The 20,435-nt window shown below is 37.2% G+C and carries 12 protein-coding genes; 10 read left to right on the top strand and 2 right to left on the bottom strand.

All coding sequences use genetic code 11. The annotated features are described in order from the left end of the window. The first annotated feature begins 206 nt into the window (after positions 1 to 206). The 6 genes from purK to clpB all read left to right on the top strand — a co-directional run bounded on the left by purK (position 207) and on the right by clpB (position 12,236). Complete coding sequence (purK, locus tag IGK54_RS09160; RefSeq protein WP_002382795.1) at positions 207 to 1,322, top strand: 5-(carboxyamino)imidazole ribonucleotide synthase; 1,116 nt, start codon at positions 207 to 209, stop codon at positions 1,320 to 1,322. A gap of 42 nt (positions 1,323 to 1,364) precedes the next feature. Beyond that, positions 1,365 to 2,660 carry an adenylosuccinate lyase gene (gene purB / locus IGK54_RS09155; protein WP_002356808.1) on the top strand — a complete coding sequence of 432 codons (1,296 nt, stop codon included), beginning with the start codon at positions 1,365 to 1,367 and terminating at the stop codon, positions 2,658 to 2,660. 386 nt (positions 2,661 to 3,046) lie between these two features. Further along, positions 3,047 to 4,108, top strand: coding sequence for a DUF916 and DUF3324 domain-containing protein (locus IGK54_RS09150; RefSeq protein ID WP_142957038.1), 1,062 nt, complete (start codon positions 3,047 to 3,049; stop codon positions 4,106 to 4,108). A 30-nt stretch (positions 4,109 to 4,138) separates the two neighbouring features. Continuing rightward, positions 4,139 to 8,782 carry a WxL domain-containing protein gene (locus IGK54_RS09145; RefSeq protein ID WP_241408194.1) on the top strand — a complete coding sequence of 1,548 codons (4,644 nt, stop codon included), beginning with the start codon at positions 4,139 to 4,141 and terminating at the stop codon, positions 8,780 to 8,782. 204 nt (positions 8,783 to 8,986) lie between these two features. Further along, positions 8,987 to 9,358, top strand: a complete 372-nt coding sequence (locus IGK54_RS09140) for a DoxX family protein (protein ID WP_142956572.1) — start codon at positions 8,987 to 8,989, stop codon at positions 9,356 to 9,358. 271 nt (positions 9,359 to 9,629) lie between these two features. Continuing rightward, entirely contained in the window at positions 9,630 to 12,236 is a 2,607-nt protein-coding gene (gene clpB, locus IGK54_RS09135) for an ATP-dependent chaperone ClpB (RefSeq protein WP_002362158.1), read from the top strand. A gap of 35 nt (positions 12,237 to 12,271) precedes the next feature. Here the strand turns inward: clpB and IGK54_RS09130 are convergent, their stop codons facing one another. Both IGK54_RS09130 and IGK54_RS09125 read right to left on the bottom strand, forming a co-directional pair. After that, a complete protein-coding gene (locus tag IGK54_RS09130) occupies positions 12,272 to 12,751 on the bottom strand; it encodes a nucleoside 2-deoxyribosyltransferase (protein ID WP_002362157.1) in 480 nt (159 codons plus the stop codon). A gap of 23 nt (positions 12,752 to 12,774) precedes the next feature. Beyond that, positions 12,775 to 13,995 carry a GNAT family N-acetyltransferase gene (locus tag IGK54_RS09125; RefSeq protein WP_002356813.1) on the bottom strand — a complete coding sequence of 407 codons (1,221 nt, stop codon included), beginning with the start codon at positions 13,993 to 13,995 and terminating at the stop codon, positions 12,775 to 12,777. 246 nt (positions 13,996 to 14,241) lie between these two features. On the opposite strand from IGK54_RS09125, the gene lepA reads away from it, so the two are divergent. From lepA to iolD, 4 genes are all read left to right on the top strand, one after another. Further along, positions 14,242 to 16,077, top strand: a complete 1,836-nt coding sequence (lepA, locus tag IGK54_RS09120; RefSeq protein WP_002362155.1) for a translation elongation factor 4 — start codon at positions 14,242 to 14,244, stop codon at positions 16,075 to 16,077. Positions 16,078 to 16,262: 185 nt separating this feature from the next. Further along, positions 16,263 to 17,279, top strand: a complete 1,017-nt coding sequence (locus tag IGK54_RS09115; RefSeq protein ID WP_002402919.1) for a LacI family DNA-binding transcriptional regulator — start codon at positions 16,263 to 16,265, stop codon at positions 17,277 to 17,279. A gap of 158 nt (positions 17,280 to 17,437) precedes the next feature. After that, on the top strand, positions 17,438 to 18,472 hold the full coding sequence (gene iolC / locus IGK54_RS09110; RefSeq protein ID WP_010730008.1) for a 5-dehydro-2-deoxygluconokinase: 1,035 nt from the start codon (positions 17,438 to 17,440) through the stop codon (positions 18,470 to 18,472). A 10-nt stretch (positions 18,473 to 18,482) separates the two neighbouring features. Next, entirely contained in the window at positions 18,483 to 20,399 is a 1,917-nt protein-coding gene (gene iolD, locus IGK54_RS09105) for a 3D-(3,5/4)-trihydroxycyclohexane-1,2-dione acylhydrolase (decyclizing) (RefSeq protein WP_083578515.1), read from the top strand. The last annotated feature ends 36 nt before the right edge of the window (positions 20,400 to 20,435 follow it).

Genomic DNA, 20,435 nt, shown 5'->3' with positions numbered 1-20,435 from the left:
GTTACAAAGAGACGAGTAGTAAGTTACCGCTGTTTTATCCTAAAGTATGTTAATAAATTCTGATGAGAAAACCTAATGGAAACACTGCTGGCACTTGAAGTTGAGCCTTTTTCCTTGTATCATGTAAAAAGAGCACTCTTAAAGGCTAGACTGCGACGAGAAACCGCAGAAGGATTTTAAGGATAAAACTGTGATGGAAAGTTGTGATGAACTTGGATAAACCACTATTACCTGGTCAAGTGATTGGTATCATTGGTGGCGGACATTTAGCAAAAATGATGGCCCTTAGTGCAAGAGAAATGGGGTTTCGAGTGGGTGTGCTAGATCCACAAATTGATTGTCCTGCTGCACAAGTTGCCGATTGGCAATTATTAGGAGCATATAATGATCCTGAAGCGTTAGAGAAATTGGCAAAACGTGCCCAAGTGATTACGTATGAATTTGAACATGCAGATGTTGATGCGTTAACAGCGATTCAACATTTGGCGAATATACCGCAAGGAACAGACATTTTAGCGATTACGCAAGATCGCTTAATGGAAAAAAGTTTCTTGGAAGATAATAATATTGTGATTGCACCTTATGCAACGATTGTTAGTCCGACTGATATTCAAGAAGCAATTGATGGCATTGGTTATCCGTGTATCTTGAAGAATACGCGAGGGGAAGGTCGTTATGTACTACATAGTACTTCAGACTTAGCGCCATCCATGAATCTTCTGAGAGAAGGAACCTGTGTCTTGGAAGCTTGGATTCCTTACGAAAAAGAATTATCTGTTCTGATTTCTGGTAATGGTCGTGGCGAATTTGCGACATTTCCAGTTGTGGAAACAATTAAAAAAGAGCGTAAGTTACATGAAACGATTGCGCCAGCCCGAATTGATGACGAAGTCAGTGGCGAGTTGCAACGAATTGCTAAGGTGATTGCTAAAGCTGTTGGTTTAGTCGGTACCCTTTCAATTGAAATGTTTTATACAGAAACAGGCGGGATTTATGTAAATAAAATTTTACCTCGTCCAGAAGATGCTGGGAATTTTTCTATAGATGCTTGTTCTTTTAGCCAATATGATACGCATATTCGTGGTTTATGTAATTGGCCAATGCCAACGATTCAACTGTTGTCTGAAGCAGTCACGGTCAATGTGCTTGGAAATGAGGCCTATGAAACGATGGACATTATTAATGAACATCCAGATTGGCATTTCCACTATTATGGCCACAGTGAAGCAAAAGCGCAACGAGCGATGGGGCATATTACTATATTAACCAAAGAAATCGATGAAACACTGGAAGAAATTAAAGAAACAAAGATTTGGTCGTAATTATTTTTCAAAAATTGAGGAGTAAAGAGGGGATAAGGCACAATGATTGATCGTTATACAAGACCCGAAATGGGCGCAATTTGGACAGATGAGAACCGCTACAAGGCATGGCTAGAAGTTGAAATTTTGGCGGATGAAGCTTGGGCAGAACTTGGCGAGATTCCTAAAGAAGATGTACAAAAAATCCGAGAAAATGCATCATTTGATGTTGCACGTATTTTAGAAATTGAAGCAGAAACACGTCATGATGTTGTCGCTTTTACTCGTGCCGTTTCAGAAACGCTTGGTGAAGAGCGAAAATGGGTGCACTATGGGTTAACCAGCACAGATGTTGTGGATACTGCCTATGGTTATCTATTGAAACAGGCGAATGATATTTTACGGAAAGATTTACAAACATTTACGGAGATTGTCGGAGCCAAAGCCAAAGAGTATAAACATACGGTCATGATGGGAAGAACGCATGGTGTTCATGCAGAACCGACTACATTTGGTTTGAAATTAGCGTTGTGGTATTCTGAAATGAAACGCAACATTGAACGTTTTGAACATGCAGCCAAAGGTGTCGAAGCGGGTAAAATCAGTGGAGCCGTAGGTACCTTTGCCAATATTTCACCATTTGTTGAAGAATATGTTTGCGAACATTTGGGAATCCGTGCTCAAGAGATTTCGACACAAGTTTTACCACGTGATTTACATGCAGAGTATGTTTCTGCCATGGCATTAATTGCGACAAGTATTGAAAAATTTGCAACAGAAATTCGTGGTCTACAAAAATCAGAAACACGTGAAGTAGAAGAATTTTTTGCAAAAGGACAAAAAGGATCTTCGGCAATGCCGCATAAACGGAATCCAATTGGTTCTGAAAATATGACTGGTTTGGCACGTGTGATTCGTGGTCATGTCATTACTGCCTTTGAAAATGTGAGTTTATGGCATGAACGAGATATTTCTCACTCGTCTGCTGAACGGATTATTATTCCCGATACGACGATTTTACTAAATTACATGTTGAATCGTTTTGGTAATATTGTCAAAAACTTAACGGTCTTCCCAGAAAATATGAAGCGTAACATGGATGCGACCTATGGACTAATTTATAGCCAACGTGTCTTATTAAAATTGATTGACCATGGCATGACACGTGAAGAAGCGTATGATCTGGTCCAACCAAAAACAGCTTACGCATGGGATCATCAAACGGCGTTCCGTCCGTTGCTAGATGCGGATGAAAAAATTACTTCTGTCTTATCAAAAGAAGAGCTAGATGATGCCTTTGATTACCATTATCATTTAAAAAATGTTGACACGATTTTTGAACGTGTTGGTTTAGGATAACAAGAAAGCGAGAAGAAGGATGATTCTTCTCGCTTTTCTCTTAGTTATTTTCAGAAAAATAATTGAAAATTATTCAGTAGAAAATAGTAAAAAAATCATTAAATTTTAGCAAACAAACATCAAAAGGTAAGTGACATTCACTTACCTTTTGATGTTTGTTTGCTATTTTACTAGTTGTACTTTGAATTTTAAAGGAGTTATTTTCATAAAATAATGAAATTTAAGCATTTTCATAGGCAAAAAGCACTATTAAACCTTTATAGGGGAAGAAAAAGTTATTTTTCAATTAATTGGTTTAAAAATTTAAAATTATTTTTTTTGTATCTTCAGCTATACTGAATTCATTAACGATAATTATTAAAGGAAGGGAGAAAAAGGTGGTTGAAATGAATTTGTCACAAGCCCTAAATAAGTCTATAGGGGATGGAATGAAAGTATTTAGCTATCTCTGTTTTATAATTATTTATTATCTAATCTTCTTACATTTCGAAGTTACTTTAGCTCAACAACCTGAGTCAAAGCCGCTAGCGGGTTTCACGGTTGAAAGTGTGATACCAGATAATCAGCTAGATAAGAATCAAACTTATTTTTATTTAGGTGTTCAGCCAAGTAGTCAGCAGATTGTTCAAGTGAAAATCAGAAGTTTGCAAAAAGAGTCCGTAACTGTCGCTTTAAGTATTCATGATGCAGTGAACGGAACGGATGGACAGATTGATTATACGCAGACGAGCCCCAAACTAGATTCTAGTTTGACGAATTCCATCACACAAATTGTTCATTTGCAAAATAAGGAAGCTACGGTCACTGTAAAAAACTTTGAAGAAAAAATAGTAAATTATGAAATTAGAATTCCTAAAGAGCCATTTTTGGGAGTTAAATTAGGTGCATTACGATTTGTCAAACAACTAGAGGATGAATCATTAACAACTAATCAATTTACATCAACCTATGCTTATACTATTTCAATCATGCTGACAGAAGATAAACAGCCATTTGATGAAGGAGCAGAATTGAAACTAAAAAAAGTTGATACAACGATCAGCGGTGGCCTACCTGTTGTTCAAGCAACATTCCAAAATCGACAACCAAAAGTTATGAAAGGAGCGACAATTACCAACTGGTTAACCAAAAAAGGTCAGCCAAAAGAGTTACTAAAAAAAGTACAAGCAGATGTGTCAGTGGCACCTAATTCATTATTAGCTATGGATCTACCTTTGAATGAAGTTGTCCTGCCAGCGGGAACTTATACTGTTCACAGCCAAGTAAGTGTTGGTAATCAAGAATGGCAGTGGCGAAAAGATTTTATGCTCACACAAACGCAAATAAAACAATGGTCGGCTAGTACAGCTTCAGCAAAAAGGCAACCGCTTTTGTTAATAGGTCTTAGCGCATTGTGTCTTGTTACAATTAGCGTTTATTTTTATTTTAGAAAGAGTAGAACAAAATAAAGGAATAAAAAGGAAAAGAAGGTGTTGGTTATGAATAAGAAAATGATTTCTCTTATTTGTGTCATAGTTATATTATTAGGCACGATGATTTTACCAATTAATGGCTTAGCTGAGGGGTCTAAGCCGACAACAGTAACGAGTGAAATGCAACAAATTGTTGAAGAGTCATTACCTAAGCTATCAGAGCCACCAAAAAAAACGACAGAAACAACAGATTCTTCATCTGAAAAAACACAAGCTACTGAAGCAACGAAAAAAGTAGAAACTGTTTCTTTTACTTGGACGCAACAAGAACCAGAACGGCAAGTGAGTGCAGGCTCGGATTTTTATGTAAAAATAACTAGCAATGTAACCTGGGCGGAAATACAATTACCTCAGGAAATTCAATATAATCCCCAAAAAAATCAACAATTGAAGGAGCATAGTTCCTATAATCAAGAACAACACAGCTTGGTTTTAAGAGACTTAGCTCAGTTGGGGGAGAGCTACTTGCTGTTAACGACAACAAAAGCAGGAACTTTCAGCTTGTCAGTCAAAGACAAAAATCAAAAAGAATTGGCTAATAATTTAGAAGTGACGGTTGCTAAAGAACCAATACCAGAGCCTCAAAAGCCACAGGAGCATAGTGAGCAGAAGCAAACGAAGGAAAATAAAAAAAGCAACCCCGACGATAAGTCTAAAAACATTGACGCCAAAGCGAATGGGATTACGGTTGGTTTGACTGCTCCTGCCACTTATCGCACGTATACCGACTCTACGACAGGAACAGCACCAGATTACTTAACGATTTCTATGCCAGTTTCCATCAGTCAAGCGGGACTCATTGGTACTTCGATTGAGCTTCCTTATGGCTTTTATCCAAGTAAAAGCGACCCCGTTTTTAAAAACTTTGATAATACAGCACCCATTTTTTCGTTGGTAACCCCTAGTACGCCTAGCGCTAATTCAATTGTGGCGTCGTATGTAAATGACACGACCAATAAAAAGTTGATTATTCGTTTGAAACAAACCAAGACAACATTAGAGACGATTAATTTACGTTTTAAATTTAATAATGTCTATAATGCCAAAATTCCACCTGAACAAATTGTATGGAATAATCTCCAAGCGAAGGTATTTGATAATATAGGTACACAAATCGCAAGTTCAGCGGCGAATAAAATCGTAAAAACTAATGTGGGTTCTGCCGCTTCAGTAGTAAGTTCTGTCTATGGGGTTCCTAGTAACAACAGTTATTTTGACGGTGATATTTTTATGTCAAATGGTTATCAGTTTAATTATTTAGCTAGAGCGAATTTAGATCCTAATTATGATCATCAAGTGTATGTTGAAATTCCAACGGGAGCTACATTAAAGGGAACTTTAGCCAATCGATTATTAAAAACAGGGCTCACAAATGTACAAGACCCTAGTGTGCCAGTTGGTTACACTAGGTACTATCAGAAATTAGTAACTCTCTCTCCAAACGTTTTAGAAAACCCAGCAACGCTTGTTGATTTATACTATCGCGATACAAGAGTTACTTTGAATAAAATTTATGCAGAAGGAAGTGCTTTTTCCATAAATTTTGGAATGAAGGTAAAATTTATGAATGGAAAAATAAATACTCTCACAACTAAGAAAAGTTATATAAAGCGTTCTAGACCAGATTTTCAATTGTCAGGAACAGGATATCATCATAGTGTTGTGGGATCTACTAGCACAGTTAATAACTTAAACGATTTAGCGAAAGCTGGAAATTTTTACGCTTTTGGTATCGATACATTTGGTCGATCTTCTACTATTAAGAATACTGGAGCTAAAGCAATTGAAGGGGTAACATACAAATTACAAGAATTAACTGCAGGATCAGCTAAAGGAAACTTTGCTAATCTATATATTTATGGTCTTACTGATGGAGTGAACGCACCAGCCTATTACCGACCTTGGTTTCAGATAAAAAATGCTGTAACTGGAACGAGTCGCTCTGTTTGGAGTGCTACACCAGCTAAGACTGGCAATTTTGGTCCAGCTTTGCCGACTTTAGCGGCCAATGAGTATATTGCCACCATTAATATTATTCCCATGGGAACCGATGGCAAAACCGCCAATTCGCTACCTCCAGGTAATGGGATGGGATTTAGATATCAGATCAAAAGTTGGCCTACTGGAAAGTGGCCAGATGGAACCGCGCTTTCTAAGAAGTCGAATCCAATCACTTTTGGAGCCACCATGCAGTACAAAGATGCAACTGGCACTCCTACAGAGCTTAAATTAAGCAATAATGTAGTATATTATAATAAAGGAGTAGCATTACATGCTAGTGCTAGCTTCACCAGTGTTAATAGTCAAAACAAACTACCAGGAGACACGATTAACTATGAAATAATCGGGAGAAATAATAGCTACTATGGAAACTCTTCTTGGGGGGATTGGGAGAATCCCATTATTACAATTAAAGTGCCCAAACAGTTACGATTAAAAGCTACTACGAAAAAAGATTTTATTGATGATAGTAATCAAGTTACCTATCCAGCTTCGGTGACTGTTGAAACGTTACCTATAAATGATACAACTTACAATTATTATCGTTTTAAGACATCCAGCACGGCTTATAAATCTAAAGTAGCAAGAGAGAGTAGTATATTCAGAATTCCTTTAGAATTTGTAGTTGATAATTCAGCCACTTCTGGGAATTATCAGATTCCTTATATCGCATATAGTAGTCCTAAGTCAGCTGATTTCTTTACTGGTGTGCCTGCTCAATTAGATGCTACAGAGGCTAAGAAAATCGGTTTAGACAACACGAATGAAAATAGCTACGCAATGAAGTCATCTACTACTAACACCAGCTTCTCTGTCGTAGATTCTTCTAAGTTAGATAGCGCAACAAACGCTCGTGGATCAGCAACGCAATCTTGGTCTAGTAGTAATATTTTTGCGGTGGAAAGTAAAGGAACACCGCAAATGCAAACAGTGATTAAAAATTCAGGAAATACCAATTTCACAAGCGTTCGATTATATAACATATTACCTTCTGCTAGTGATGGTCGTGGTTCGACAGGAAGTATCGGTTTTACAAATTTGACCAATAATAGTGGAACAGCCAAAATTTACTATACAACTAAGCCTGTCTCACAATTACCTAGTTATACTAACAATGATTTACAAGCATGGAATGCCACTAAATTAACTAGTTTAGGTTTCACAACAACCAAACCCGCTAACTCTGCTTTAATCACAGCAATCTATGTCGATTTTGGAGCCACTACAATCAAACCAGGTGAGACATTAGATGCGATTATGAACTTTTTAGTGCCGGAAGCGGAAAATCAAAAAGCGATTAACCAATTTCAATATTCTGCCAAAGAAGCCAAAGCGGGAGCAACTTTAACGGCAGTCAGTAACAAAATTACCTTTAGTACGGAGTTTGCTCAAGTAGCATATGAACAAAATTTACCAAACGTTATCGTGCCAGGAAGTGGTGTGAAAGGTCTACCTTCTCCGCAAACGATTCAGTTAGATGTGAATGATGCAGGAAAAATTGTCATTCCAACAACAAAACCAACGCTTAGTGGTTATACTTTTGTAGAATGGCAAGATGTTGCAACGACAACCAAAAAATATCAACCTGGTGCAACGATCAGCTTTACGTCTACTTCAACTACTACAAAAATAACACTGAAAGCTATTTGGAAACCTATCTCAGTGAATGTGACTTTTAATGCCAATGGGGGCTCGGGTGGTACAGCAGCTAAAGCATATACTTTTGGTACAGTGATTAATTTAAGTACTGTTGCGAAGCCAACAAGGACGGGTTACACTTTCCAAGGTTGGGCTGCAACAGCCAACGCCGCAACCCCAAATATTACAACAAATCCTCTTGTTAATTATGCCTCAGCTAAGACCTATTATGCTGTTTGGAAGGGGAATGCGTATACCGTAAAGTTTGATGCGAATGGGGGAACGGGTACCATGCCTAACGCTAGCTTTATTTATGGAACAGGCAAACCATTACCAGCCAACACCTTTACAAAAGAGAGTAATACGTTCCTTGGGTGGTCGAAGACACGGACAAGTGCAGTTGTATATACGGATAAACAAATAATTTCGACATTAACTGCTACTAACAATGGGACTGTAACGTTATATGCGAAATGGAGTGGGCAACGACCCGTATTGATGGGGACACCAAGTACGTTTGATTTTGGCAAACAAACTATTTCGCCAATGGCAAAAAATTACGGATTAAATTCAGCAAACTATGTAGGAAGTCCCGAATTACAACAAGCTGGTTTTAAGTTACGTCTAGAAGATAATCGACCAATCAGCACAGGTTGGAAATTAAACGTTAGTTTATCTGAATTTAAAGATAGTACTGGTACATCTTTACCACAAGGAGAAGGGATTACCTTGAACTTTGCGAACACTCAACTTCAAAAAGTTCAATATGCTAATACAGCTGTGGAATCAGTAACTAATAGTTTTACCAATGGACCGACGTTAGGTTCTCAAGCTTTTCGATCGGGTGCAACAGCCCAATCAATAATAACAGCAACTGGAACGCAAGGAAGTGGAACTTGGCAACTATATTTTCCTTTTGAAGAGATAAAATTAACTGTGCCTGCAAATGTAGGAGAAATATCAAAAGTATATCAATCTACAGTAACCTGGTCATTGGACGATGTAGTCTAATCTTAGTATGTTTCACTTGAAAGGAAAGTTAATTGTATTAAGAAAAAATGTTTCCGAAGAAAAAATATAAGTTTTACAGTAACATTAAAAAACAAACGTATTGTTAAATACGTTTGTTTTTTTCTATACTTTTTTCGATTTATCCTTTATAATGTAACTTAAATAGTTACATTAACTATTTAATGCAAACAAAGGAGGAGAAGTATGGATAAACAACAGCGAGGCATTCAAGTGATTAGAATTTGGCTAGGGGTGACGATGCTAATTCATGGAGTGATGAAAGTAACGTCATTGGAAGATACTTTAGCGTTTTTTGCTAGTATTGGTTTGCCAAGTCTTTTTGTTTATGGTGTAGCAGCAATTGAATTAATTGGTGGATTATTTATGATTATTGGCTTTTTAATTCCTTTGGTATCAGTAGGATTCATAGCAGTTTTAGTCGGAGCTATTTTTTCTTTTGGCTTGGCAAGTGGTTTTAGTGGTTATGAGTACGAATTATTTTTAGCAATAACCAGTTTGGCTATTTTGGTTAGCTATGCCGATAAAAAGTATCTTATGTTAAAACTTTATTTTTAATAAATCAAAGCAATAAAGAGTTGGTCAAACTAGTTGTTATTGCGAAAAAAGCCCTAAAACAGTGATATTTAGTTGTTTTAGGTTTTTTTTATCAAAAAGGTCAAAAAAGGTCAATTTATCCATTGACCTTTACTGACCAATGGGGTATAATAAATTTATAAGGTTTACAAATACCTTAACTTTTGAAGAAATCCATCAAAAGTCGGATAATAATAATTGTAAAGAATGTTAAAATAAAAAAAGACAAAACAATAAACGGGAGGGATCGTTTATGAATATTGAAAAAATGACAACCACGCTTCAAGAGGCGATTGCTGAAGCTCAAAAAGTTGCGGTGACACGGCAACATCAAGAAATTGATATCGCACATTTATGGAAAATTTTTCTTCAACCAAACCATTTTGGTCGTAATTTTTACACAGATGCTGGTTTAGATGTTGACGCATTTGAACGAGAAGTAGATAACGCGTTAGATGAATATCCAAGTGTGGCGGGCGGTAATGTGCAATATGGTCAAAATTTAAGTCAAAATTTGTTCCATTTATTGCAAGAAGCTGATTCACTTCGAGAAGAATTCCAAGATGAATTTTTATCAACCGAAATTGTACTTTTAGCTTTAATGAAATTGAAAAATTATCGTTTAACAAAATATTTAATGCAACAAGGCATTACGGAAAAAGAGTTAAGAAAAAATATTGAAGAGATGAGAGGAGGAGATCGTGTGACTTCTCAAAACCAGGAAGAACAATACAAAGCATTAGAAAAATACGGTGTTGACTTAGTACAACAAGTAAAAGCAGGAAAACAAGATCCAATCATTGGTCGTGACGAAGAAATTCGTGACGTTATTCGGATTTTATCAAGAAAAACTAAAAATAATCCAGTCTTAATTGGTGAACCAGGTGTTGGTAAAACAGCGATTGTTGAAGGATTAGCACAACGAATCGTTCGTAAAGATGTTCCCGAAAACTTAAAAGATAAAACCATTTTTTCTTTAGATATGGGTGCCTTAATTGCGGGAGCAAAATTCCGTGGCGAATTTGAAGAACGGTTAAAAGCTGTTTTAAAAGAAGTGAAAAAAAGTGATGGCAAAATCATTTTATTCATTGATGAAATTCATAATATCGTCGGAGCTGGTAAAACTGAAGGCAGTATGGACGCCGGGAATTTATTAAAACCGATGCTAGCACGTGGTGAATTGCATTTAATCGGTGCCACAACGCTTGATGAATATCGCCAATATATGGAAAAAGATAAAGCCTTAGAACGTCGTTTCCAAAAAGTATTAGTCAAAGAACCAACAGTAGAAGATACAATTTCTATTTTGCGTGGCTTAAAAGAACGATTTGAAATTCACCACGGCGTGAATATTCATGACAATGCTTTAGTTGCTGCCGCTACTTTATCCGATCGCTATATTACTGATCGTTTCTTACCAGATAAAGCGATTGACTTAGTCGATGAAGCAAGCGCAACGATTCGAGTGGAAATGAATTCGATGCCAACAGAGCTCGATCAAGTAACACGTCGGTTAATGCAACTAGAAATTGAAGAAGCGGCCTTGAAAAAAGAATCAGATGATGCAAGTAAAAAACGGTTAGCCAACTTGCAAGAAGAATTAGCAGATTTGCGTGAAGAAGCCAACTCAATGAAAATGCAATGGGAAACGGAAAAAGAAGAAGTTAATGCGGTTTCCAACAAACGTGCAGAGATTGATAAAGCAAAACACGAATTAGAAGATGCTGAAAATAATTATGATTTAGAACGAGCTGCTGTTTTGCGTCATGGAACAATTCCACAATTAGAACATGAATTGAAAGAATTGGAAGAAAAGAACGCTAAAGATAACGTCAAAATGGTACAAGAATCGGTTACTGAAAACGAAATTGCGCAAGTGGTCGGTCGTTTAACCGGCATTCCTGTGACAAAATTAGTTGAAGGCGAACGAGAAAAATTAATGAAACTGAATGAAACATTACACAAACGTGTGATTGGTCAAGATGAAGCCGTCGATGCTGTTAGTGATGCGGTGATTCGTTCAAGAGCAGGCTTACAAGATCCAAATCGCCCACTTGGTTCGTTCCTTTTCTTAGGACCAACTGGTGTTGGTAAAACAGAACTTGCTAAAGCTTTAGCTGAAGATTTGTTTGATTCTGAAGATCATATGGTACGGATTGATATGAGTGAATACATGGAAAAACATGCCGTGTCTCGTTTGGTTGGTGCCCCTCCAGGCTATATTGGTTATGAAGAAGGTGGCCAGTTAACAGAAGCTGTTCGTCGAAACCCTTATACAATTGTCTTATTAGACGAAATTGAAAAAGCGCACCCAGATGTCTTTAATATCTTATTACAAGTTTTAGATGATGGTCGTTTGACAGATTCTAAAGGTCGGGTCGTTGATTTTAAAAATACGGTTTTAATTATGACAAGTAACATCGGCTCTCAGCTTTTATTGGAAGGTGTGACACCTGAAGGAACAATTCCAGAAGAAGTTGAAAATCAAGTCATGAATATTCTAAAAGGACACTTTAAACCAGAGTTCTTAAACAGAATTGATGATACTATTTTATTTACACCATTAAGCTTGGATAATGTGAAAGGAATCATTGGTAAAATGACCGCACAACTTGCTCATCGTTTAGAGCAACAAGAAATTGTGTTGGAAATCACTGATGAAGCTAAAACATGGATTGCTGAAAATGGGTATGAGCCAGCTTATGGAGCTCGTCCGTTAAAACGTTTCATTACTCGTGAAGTCGAAACACCATTAGCAAAAGAAATTGTTTCTGGACGAGTAATGCCAAAAACAAAAGTCACGATTAGTCTATTAGACAATCAATTAGTTTTTGAAAATGAACCAATAGAAGAAGTATAAAAAAAGAACGAGCGAATTCGCTCGTTCTTTTTTTATTATGACAATCGTTGCTTAATTTCTTCCAACAAATCCTCTTCTGAAGAAACAACCCGACCATTCAATTTAATCAAACCAACTGTATAAAGGTTTAAATAATGGAATTGATTTTCAGCGACTTCGTTCAAAGCATCAAGCTTTTGGTGATTATCAGCACCTTGTTGGCGGCTGTCTGTGTAAAGGGCAACCACCGGAATTCCTTTGGCATAAGCAACACCAATTTCGGAAGCTACGCCCGCATCAATGGTTGGACCGTCTAATAAAGCAACCAATAAGTCGCTAGCAAGGACGTTTTCTGTATCTGCTAAGGCAATCATTTTACTATCGGCATAAGCAGATTTGTCGTTAATCGCCGCATTTTCTTGTGGTAAATAAAGATCGATTGTTTTATCCAATTGTCGAATTTGTTCGACTAAATAGGCATTATAACGTAAGTCAGCTTGCGAAAATAAAGGTCCTGCAAAATAAATTTTTGTCATTTGTCTGTCTCCAATCCAAGGTTTTAGAAATAATCACTGAAATAAGCTTCTTGGTCAGGAAAAATCCGTTCCAAAGAATTTAAAGTTTCTTTATCTGTATCAATGCGCTCAATTCGATGTAAGTACGAAGGGCGTCGGTAATTCATGACTAAACAAGTTAGTGTTTGAATATCTAAGTGAACGGCGGTGCCTAGAGGTTCATCCGTAATGGTCACTTGATCATTTTCATCCCAAATTAAGCCAAAAATACCATTATTCCACTCAGCGACAGGATCTTTAACGACAAAATGGAATGGCTTAGCTGTACTTTCAAAAGGGAAGTTTTCTAAAAAGGCTTTGACATCGACAATTCGCGCCATATAATAGGGTTCAATGCTTTCTTTAATTTGGCTGTCTTCTAAAAGAAAGGCTAATGGTTCGTTTTTATAGATATCGCCCTTGACCCAATAAACCATCGAAAAATGCGCAGTAATAAAATTCCACAAGCCATTTCGGGCTTCTTGGTTCAAGTAAAACATTTCCTTAATATGAAATACCTCATCGGCCACCCAATAGAAAAGTACTCCTAAAGGTTCTTGATTGGCACCATAATAGACAGCAGCAGTCCGTTCTTCCTCGTTTTCGAAACGCCAATATTCTTCCCAGTTGAAGGCACTACGAATGAGCGCGCCGTGATTTTGACGAGCGAATCGCGCATAGACATCAAAGACATCTGGGTGATCGACAGCTAATCGTTCAATCATTCCTGGAACAGGAACGGTTTTTGGTAATTGCGTATCCCGAATTTTAAAAGATAACTTGTCGGACATAATTTCCCAACCTTTACGTCGGTAATAAGGAATGTTGTAAGGGAAAAGATAAGAAATCCACTGTTTATCTTGGCGCATTTCTTCTAATGCCGTTTGAATCAAGTCTTTCATTAAACCGTGGTTGGCATATTCAGGATAGGTACCGACACCAGTAACGCCGCCCATTTTATACAAAGCGCCATGGATATTGACTTCGCATGGATAGATAGCAATTTGTGAAATTAATTGATTTTCGTGAAACCAGCCAAATACTTTTGAAAGTTCTAAAATCGGTTGTTTTGATTTGATAAATGCGCGTTTGTTTTCAAAACCACTTTCTTCAATATCTGCTTCAGTCACTTGAAAAACATAGGAAAGAAGTTCATTAAATTGATCAATGTGTTCTTCCTCAACAGGCTTTAAGGTCAGTTGCTTTCGAAATTCTTGTTCATCCATTTTTCCATCTCCAATAAATTTACTGTTTTTAGTATACCAAATTTTTCGAAACTCTGTTAGCCTTTCGAAACCAAAAGAATAAAAGGGAAGTGCTTTAAATCTTCTTCAAAAATTGGTATAATGAAAAGTGCTGATTATCCTAGACCTTTAAACATGATAATTTGATAAAAAAGGCAACTAAAATATAACAATTGATTGATGAAGCTAGCAGGGAGCTAGCTTTTCTTAAAAGAAATGAGGCAAAAAATGAACAATAAAGAAATGAAAGCAAGACAAGAGAAAATTCGTAATTTCTCGATCATTGCCCACATTGACCATGGGAAGTCAACTTTAGCCGACCGGATTTTGGAAAAAACAAATACAGTTAGCAGTCGAGAAATGCAAGATCAATTACTTGATTCAATGGATTTAGAGAGAGAACGCGGCATTACCATCAAATTAAACGCAATTGAATTAAACTATACAGCCAAAGATGGTGAAACCTATACTTTCCATTTGATTGACACACCAGGACACGTCGATTTCACCTATGAAGTTTCTCGTAGCTTGGCAGCTTGTGAAGGGGCTGTTCTAGTTGTTGATGCGGCGCAAGGAATTGAAGCGCAAACGCTAGCAAATGTCTATTTGGCATTGGATAATGACTTAGAAATTTTACCTGTTATTAATAAAATTGATTTACCCGCCGCTGATCCAGAGCGTGTTCGGACAGAGATTGAAGACGTAATTGGAATTGATGCATCGGAAGCTGTTTTAGCAAGTGCAAAAGCAGGGATTGGGATTGAAGATATTTTAGAACAAGTGGTGGAGTATGTACCAGCTCCATCAGGCGATATTGAGGCTCCTTTAAAGGCTTTGATTTTTGACTCTATTTACGATAGTTATCGGGGGGTCGTTTTAAACATCCGTGTAATTGACGGTGTCGTTCGTCCTGGGGATAAAATCCAAATGATGAGTAACGGTAAAACGTTTGATGTAACAGAAGTCGGCGTTTTTTCACCGAAACCAATTGCTCGTGATTATTTAATGGTTGGTGATGTGGGTTATATCACCGCTAGCATTAAAACGGTTCAAGATACACGGGTCGGGGATACAGTGACTTTGGCCGACAATCCAGCAGCAGAAGCACTACCAGGCTATCGCAAAATGAATCCAATGGTTTATTGTGGCTTATATCCAATTGATACGTCGCGCTACAATGATTTACGGGAAGCATTAGAAAAATTACAATTAAATGATGCGGCGTTACAATTTGAACCGGAAACATCGCAAGCTTTAGGGTTTGGTTTCCGTTGTGGTTTCTTAGGTTTGCTGCACATGGATGTTGTTCAGGAACGTTTGGAACGAGAATTTAATTTAGAGTTAATTACAACAGCACCGTCCGTAATCTATCACGTTAATAAAACTGACGGAACAACCGTTGTTGTTGATAACCCAGCTGAATTTCCAGAACCAGTAACGATTGAATCTGTGGAAGAACCTTATGTTAAAGCGCAAATCATGGTGCCAAACGATTATGTAGGAGCAGTAATGGAATTATCACAACGTAAACGTGGCGAATTCATTACAATGGATTACTTAGACGATTATCGTGTAAACGTAGTTTATGAAATTCCGTTATCTGAAATCGTGTTTGACTTTTTCGATAAATTGAAATCAAGTACAAAAGGCTATGCATCCTTAGATTACGAAATGGCTGGCTATCGTACCAGCCGCCTAGTGAAAATGGATATTCTATTAAATGCTGAAAAAGTGGATGCTTTAAGCTTTATTGTTCACCGAGATTTCGCATTTGAGCGTGGTAAAGCGATTGTTGAGAAACTGAAAAAACTAATTCCACGTCAACAGTTTGAAGTCCCAGTTCAAGCGGCGATAGGTCAAAAAATTGTGGCTCGTTCAGATATTAAAGCCTTACGCAAAAACGTACTGGCTAAATGCTATGGTGGCGATGTTTCTCGTAAACGTAAATTGTTAGAGAAACAAAAAGAAGGGAAGAAACGGATGAAACAAATTGGATCCGTGGAAGTTCCTCAAGAAGCCTTTATGGCGGTTCTGAAAATGGATGAAGATGATCAGAAAAAATAACTTATCAAAAAAGTACCTCAGACTGAGCTGAGGTGCTTTTTTTGAAAATATAAATTAAAGTAAACTACATTTTAAAATAAAACACGCAAAATTGCGTGCTTTTTTATATTGTGATAGAATATACATACGAAAGCTTATAAATAATCAAAATAATTTTGCAAATCAAGTAAATAAGGAGAGAACAAATGGCTGGAACAATAAAAGAAATTGCTGAAAAAGCAGGAGTATCTAGGGGAACTGTGGATCGAGCATTGAATAATCGCGGCCGAATCAATCCTGAGGTTGCTGAAAAAATTAAAACAATAGCGAAAGAAATGAACTATGTTCCGAAGAAAAAAAAGATGGCCAAAGAAGAACCAATCAAATTAGGTGTTGTGACACAATTGGCAAAATCTTCTTTTATGATTCCAATTCGATCAGGTTTACAAGCAGTTATAGGTGATCTAAAAAAAAGAAATATCGATTGCTTTTTAGAGGAAATAGACGGGGTCGATGAAGCGGCGCAGTTACAGGCACTTGAACGCTTGTTAGAACTTGGTGTAAAAGGAATTGCCATCATGCCAGTTGATAGTGTGGCGATTAGGGAAAAAATCAATCAGCTTACGGAACAAGGCATTAAGGTCATTACATTCAATTCGGACATTGTTGGTAGTAAACGTCAGTGCTTTGTCGGAATGGATAACTTTAAAAGCGGGAAGACAGCTGCTGGATTATTAGGAATGTTGACAAAAGGAGAGGGAGATGTCCTAGCTATTACTGGATATTTTGGAAATAGTGTGAATAGTTTACGAGTTGCTGGTTTTGTTGAAGAATTGAAACAGTCATTTCCACAATTGAAATTAACAGGTGTTCAAAGCAGTTTTGATTCGAGCGATGAAGTCGAAAAGATTTTAAGTGACACATTAGAGAACTATACTAATTTAAAAGGTGTCGTTGTGTTTTCAGGAGGTCAAGCAGGAATTGCTCGTGTGTTGAAAAAAAGGGCAGGGAAAGACAGACCGTATGTGATTATCTATGATTTAACTGAGAAAAATATCGAGATGCTGAAAAAAAATCAAGTTGATTTTCTAATTGATCAAGATGGTTTTACGCAGGGCTATCGTTCTTTGCTATTATTAGCGAATCAACTACAGAATAATAAATTTATAACAGAAGAGATGTTATTTACAGATATCATTATTAAAACAAAATATAATCTTTAAAAGAAGTGTGAATCTTGCTGTAAAGCAATTCATGCTTTTTTTTTTGCGTTCTTTTAAAATGCACGCAAAAATAATGTGCTAATTTAATGTTGCACGCATTTTGAAAGCGTGCTATAATTCGTTTGTAAATAATAGAAGAACGAAGAAGAGGTGGATCTATGAGTTATATTAGCTTTGATCAATCAAAAGAATTTGATCTAGTTCTTTTAGGTAGAGTGGCTATCGATTTTAACCCTGCCTATAATGAGCAAGTTAAAGAAGAATTTAAGCCTTTAAAAAATGTTCATATGTTTGAAAAGTTTGTGGGAGGTTCTCCTGCAAATATTTCCGTGGGTATCACCAAACATGGGATGAAAGCTGGCTTCATTGGGAAAGTATCCGATGACCAGTTCGGAGAATATGTTATTGATTACTTTAATGAGCAAGGCATTGATACTTCTCAGATAAGTAAAGCACAGCATGGCGAAAAGTTGGGTCTGACTTTTACAGAAATGCTATCACCTAAAGAAAGTAGTATTTTAATGTATCGGAATCAAGCTGCGGATTTACAACTAAGTGTCGAAGATATCGATGAAGATTATTTGAAACGTTCAAAAGCCTTATTAATTTCAGGAACTGCTTTGGCGGAAAGCCCTTCAAGAGAAGCCGTGTTAAAAGCTGTGATGTTAGCGAAAAAAAACAACGTCAAAATTATTTTTGATATCGACTATCGAGAATACAATTGGAAAAATGTGGATGAAATCGCTATTTATTATTCAATAGTTGCGAAAGAATCAGATATTATTATGGGCTCGAGAGAAGAATTTGATTTAACTGAAAGATTGATTCAACCAAATATGACAGATGATGAAAGCGCTGTTTTTTGGCATAATTGTGGCGCTCAAATAGTCGTTATTAAACACGGAATGAAAGGCTCAACAGCTTATACAGCAGATCAACAACAGTTTTCAATTAAACCATTTCCAGTGGAGGCACGCAAGGGATTTGGTGGTGGTGATGGCTATGCAGCTGGATTTTTATATGGTTTATTTGAAGGTTGGGAAATTATCGATTGCTTGGAGTTTGGCTCAGCGGAAGCTTCGATGATGGTCAAAAGTAACAATTGCTCAGATTCTTTACCAACGACGCAAGAAGTAAAAGAGTTCATTAAACTGGAGAAGGAAATATACGGCGAAATGATCGCCAGGATTTAAGGTGGATAAAATGGAAAAGACGATTCGTTTAACGACAGCACAAGCATTATTAAAATTTTTGAATCAACAATATATCAGCATTGATGGAAAAGAAACACCTTATGTGGAAGGAATCTTTCATGTATATGGTCATGGGAATGTTTTAGGGATTGGTCAAGCGTTGGAACAAGATCCGGGACATTTAAAAAGTTACAGTGGAAAAAACGAACAAGGGATGGCTCATGCTGCTATCGCTTTTGCTAGACAAAGTTTACGTAAGAAAATATTCGCAGTTTCAGCGTCTGCTGGTCCAGGTTCAGCTAATTTATTGACTGCTGCTGGAACCGCCTTCGCTAATAATATACCTGTATTGTTTCTGCCAGCAGATACGTTTGCTACTCGGCAACCAGATCCCGTATTACAGCAGTTGGAACATGAATCAAGTGTAACTTTTTCTACCAACGATGCTTTCCAAGCGGTTTCTCGCTATTGGGATCGTATTAATCGGCCAGAACAACTGATGTCAGCATTGCTACGAGCATTTGAAGTTATGACCAATCCTGCAACTACAGGACCTGCCACCATTTGTTTGCCACAAGATGTTGAGTCAGAAGCCTATGATTATCCAGTAGAGTTTTTTAGAAAAAGAGTTCATTATATCGATCGACGGATGCCGACAATTCGTGAGCTTGAAACAGCTAGTCACTTGATAAAGGATAGTAAACACCCAGTAATTATTGTGGGGGGCGGCTGCAAGTATTCAGAAGCAGGTGAGAGCCTTCAGAAAATTTCTCAAGTTCATCAGATACCTTTGGTTGAAACACATGCTGGTAAATCAACTGTTTCATGGGAATTTGAAAATAATCTTGGAGGCTTGGGAATTTTAGGTACCTCGGCTGCTAATAAAGCTGTTCAGCAAGCGGATTTGATTATTGGAATTGGCACGCGTTATACGGATTTTACCACTGCATCAAAAAGTATTTTTAATTTTGAACAATCAAAAATGATAAATATTAACGTAAGTCGACCACAGACTTACAAAATGGAAGCGTTTCAAATTGTGGGAGATGCTCGAGCAACCTTAGAAGGAATTCTGCCAATGATTGAAGGATATCGGACGGCTTATGGTGAAAAAATCACTGAACTGAAGAACGAATGGGTGAAAGAGCGGGAGCGATTAAAAACAACTCATTTTAAACGGAAAGATTTTGATCCGGAAATCAAAAACCACTTTACACAGGATATTTTAAATGATTATGCTGATTCTTTGAATACAACTCTGACACAAACAGAGGTTTTCGTTCATCTGAATGATTTTGTCGAAGATGATGCGATTGTGATTGGTTCGGCAGGGTCATTACCAGGAGATATGCAACGATTGTGGAATCCTGTAAAGGAAAATACTTATCATTTAGAGTATGGCTATTCTTGTATGGGCTATGAAATTGCTGGTGCAATGGGGGTACGGCTTGCTAATCCTAATCAAGAGGTTTACGCATTAGTCGGTGACGGTAGTTTTTTGATGTTGCATAGCGAACTGGTCTCTGCATTACAATATGACAAAAAAATCAATATTGTTCTGTTCAATAATTCTGGGTTCGGATGCATTAATAATCTGCAAATGGAGAATGGCGGCGTAAGTCAAGGGACGGAATTTAGAAATACAAAAGGCGAAATTATGAATATCAATTATGCTAAAATCGCTGAAGGATATGGTGCCAAAGCGTATCAAGTCCATTCGATTGAAGAACTAAAACAGGCGATTGTCGACGCGAAAAACCAAACGCAATCGACATTGATTGAAATAAATGTTCTTCCTAAAACGATGACTGCTGGTTACGATGGTAGTTGGTGGAATGTCGGTGTTGCTGAAGTATCAGAAAAACCAGCGATTCAAGAAGCATACCAAGTTAAAAAAGAAAAACTTGCAACTGCTAGAAAATATTAGGTATTCGTCATACAACCAAAAAGTTAGGAGCGAATG

The sequence above is a fragment of the Enterococcus sp. DIV2384 genome, assembly GCF_050534975.1.
In the GTDB taxonomy this organism is placed as follows: Bacteria; Bacillota; Bacilli; order Lactobacillales; family Enterococcaceae; genus Enterococcus; species Enterococcus faecalis.
Note: the sequence above shows the minus strand (reverse complement) of the source record. Positions and strands in the feature narration are given on the sequence as shown.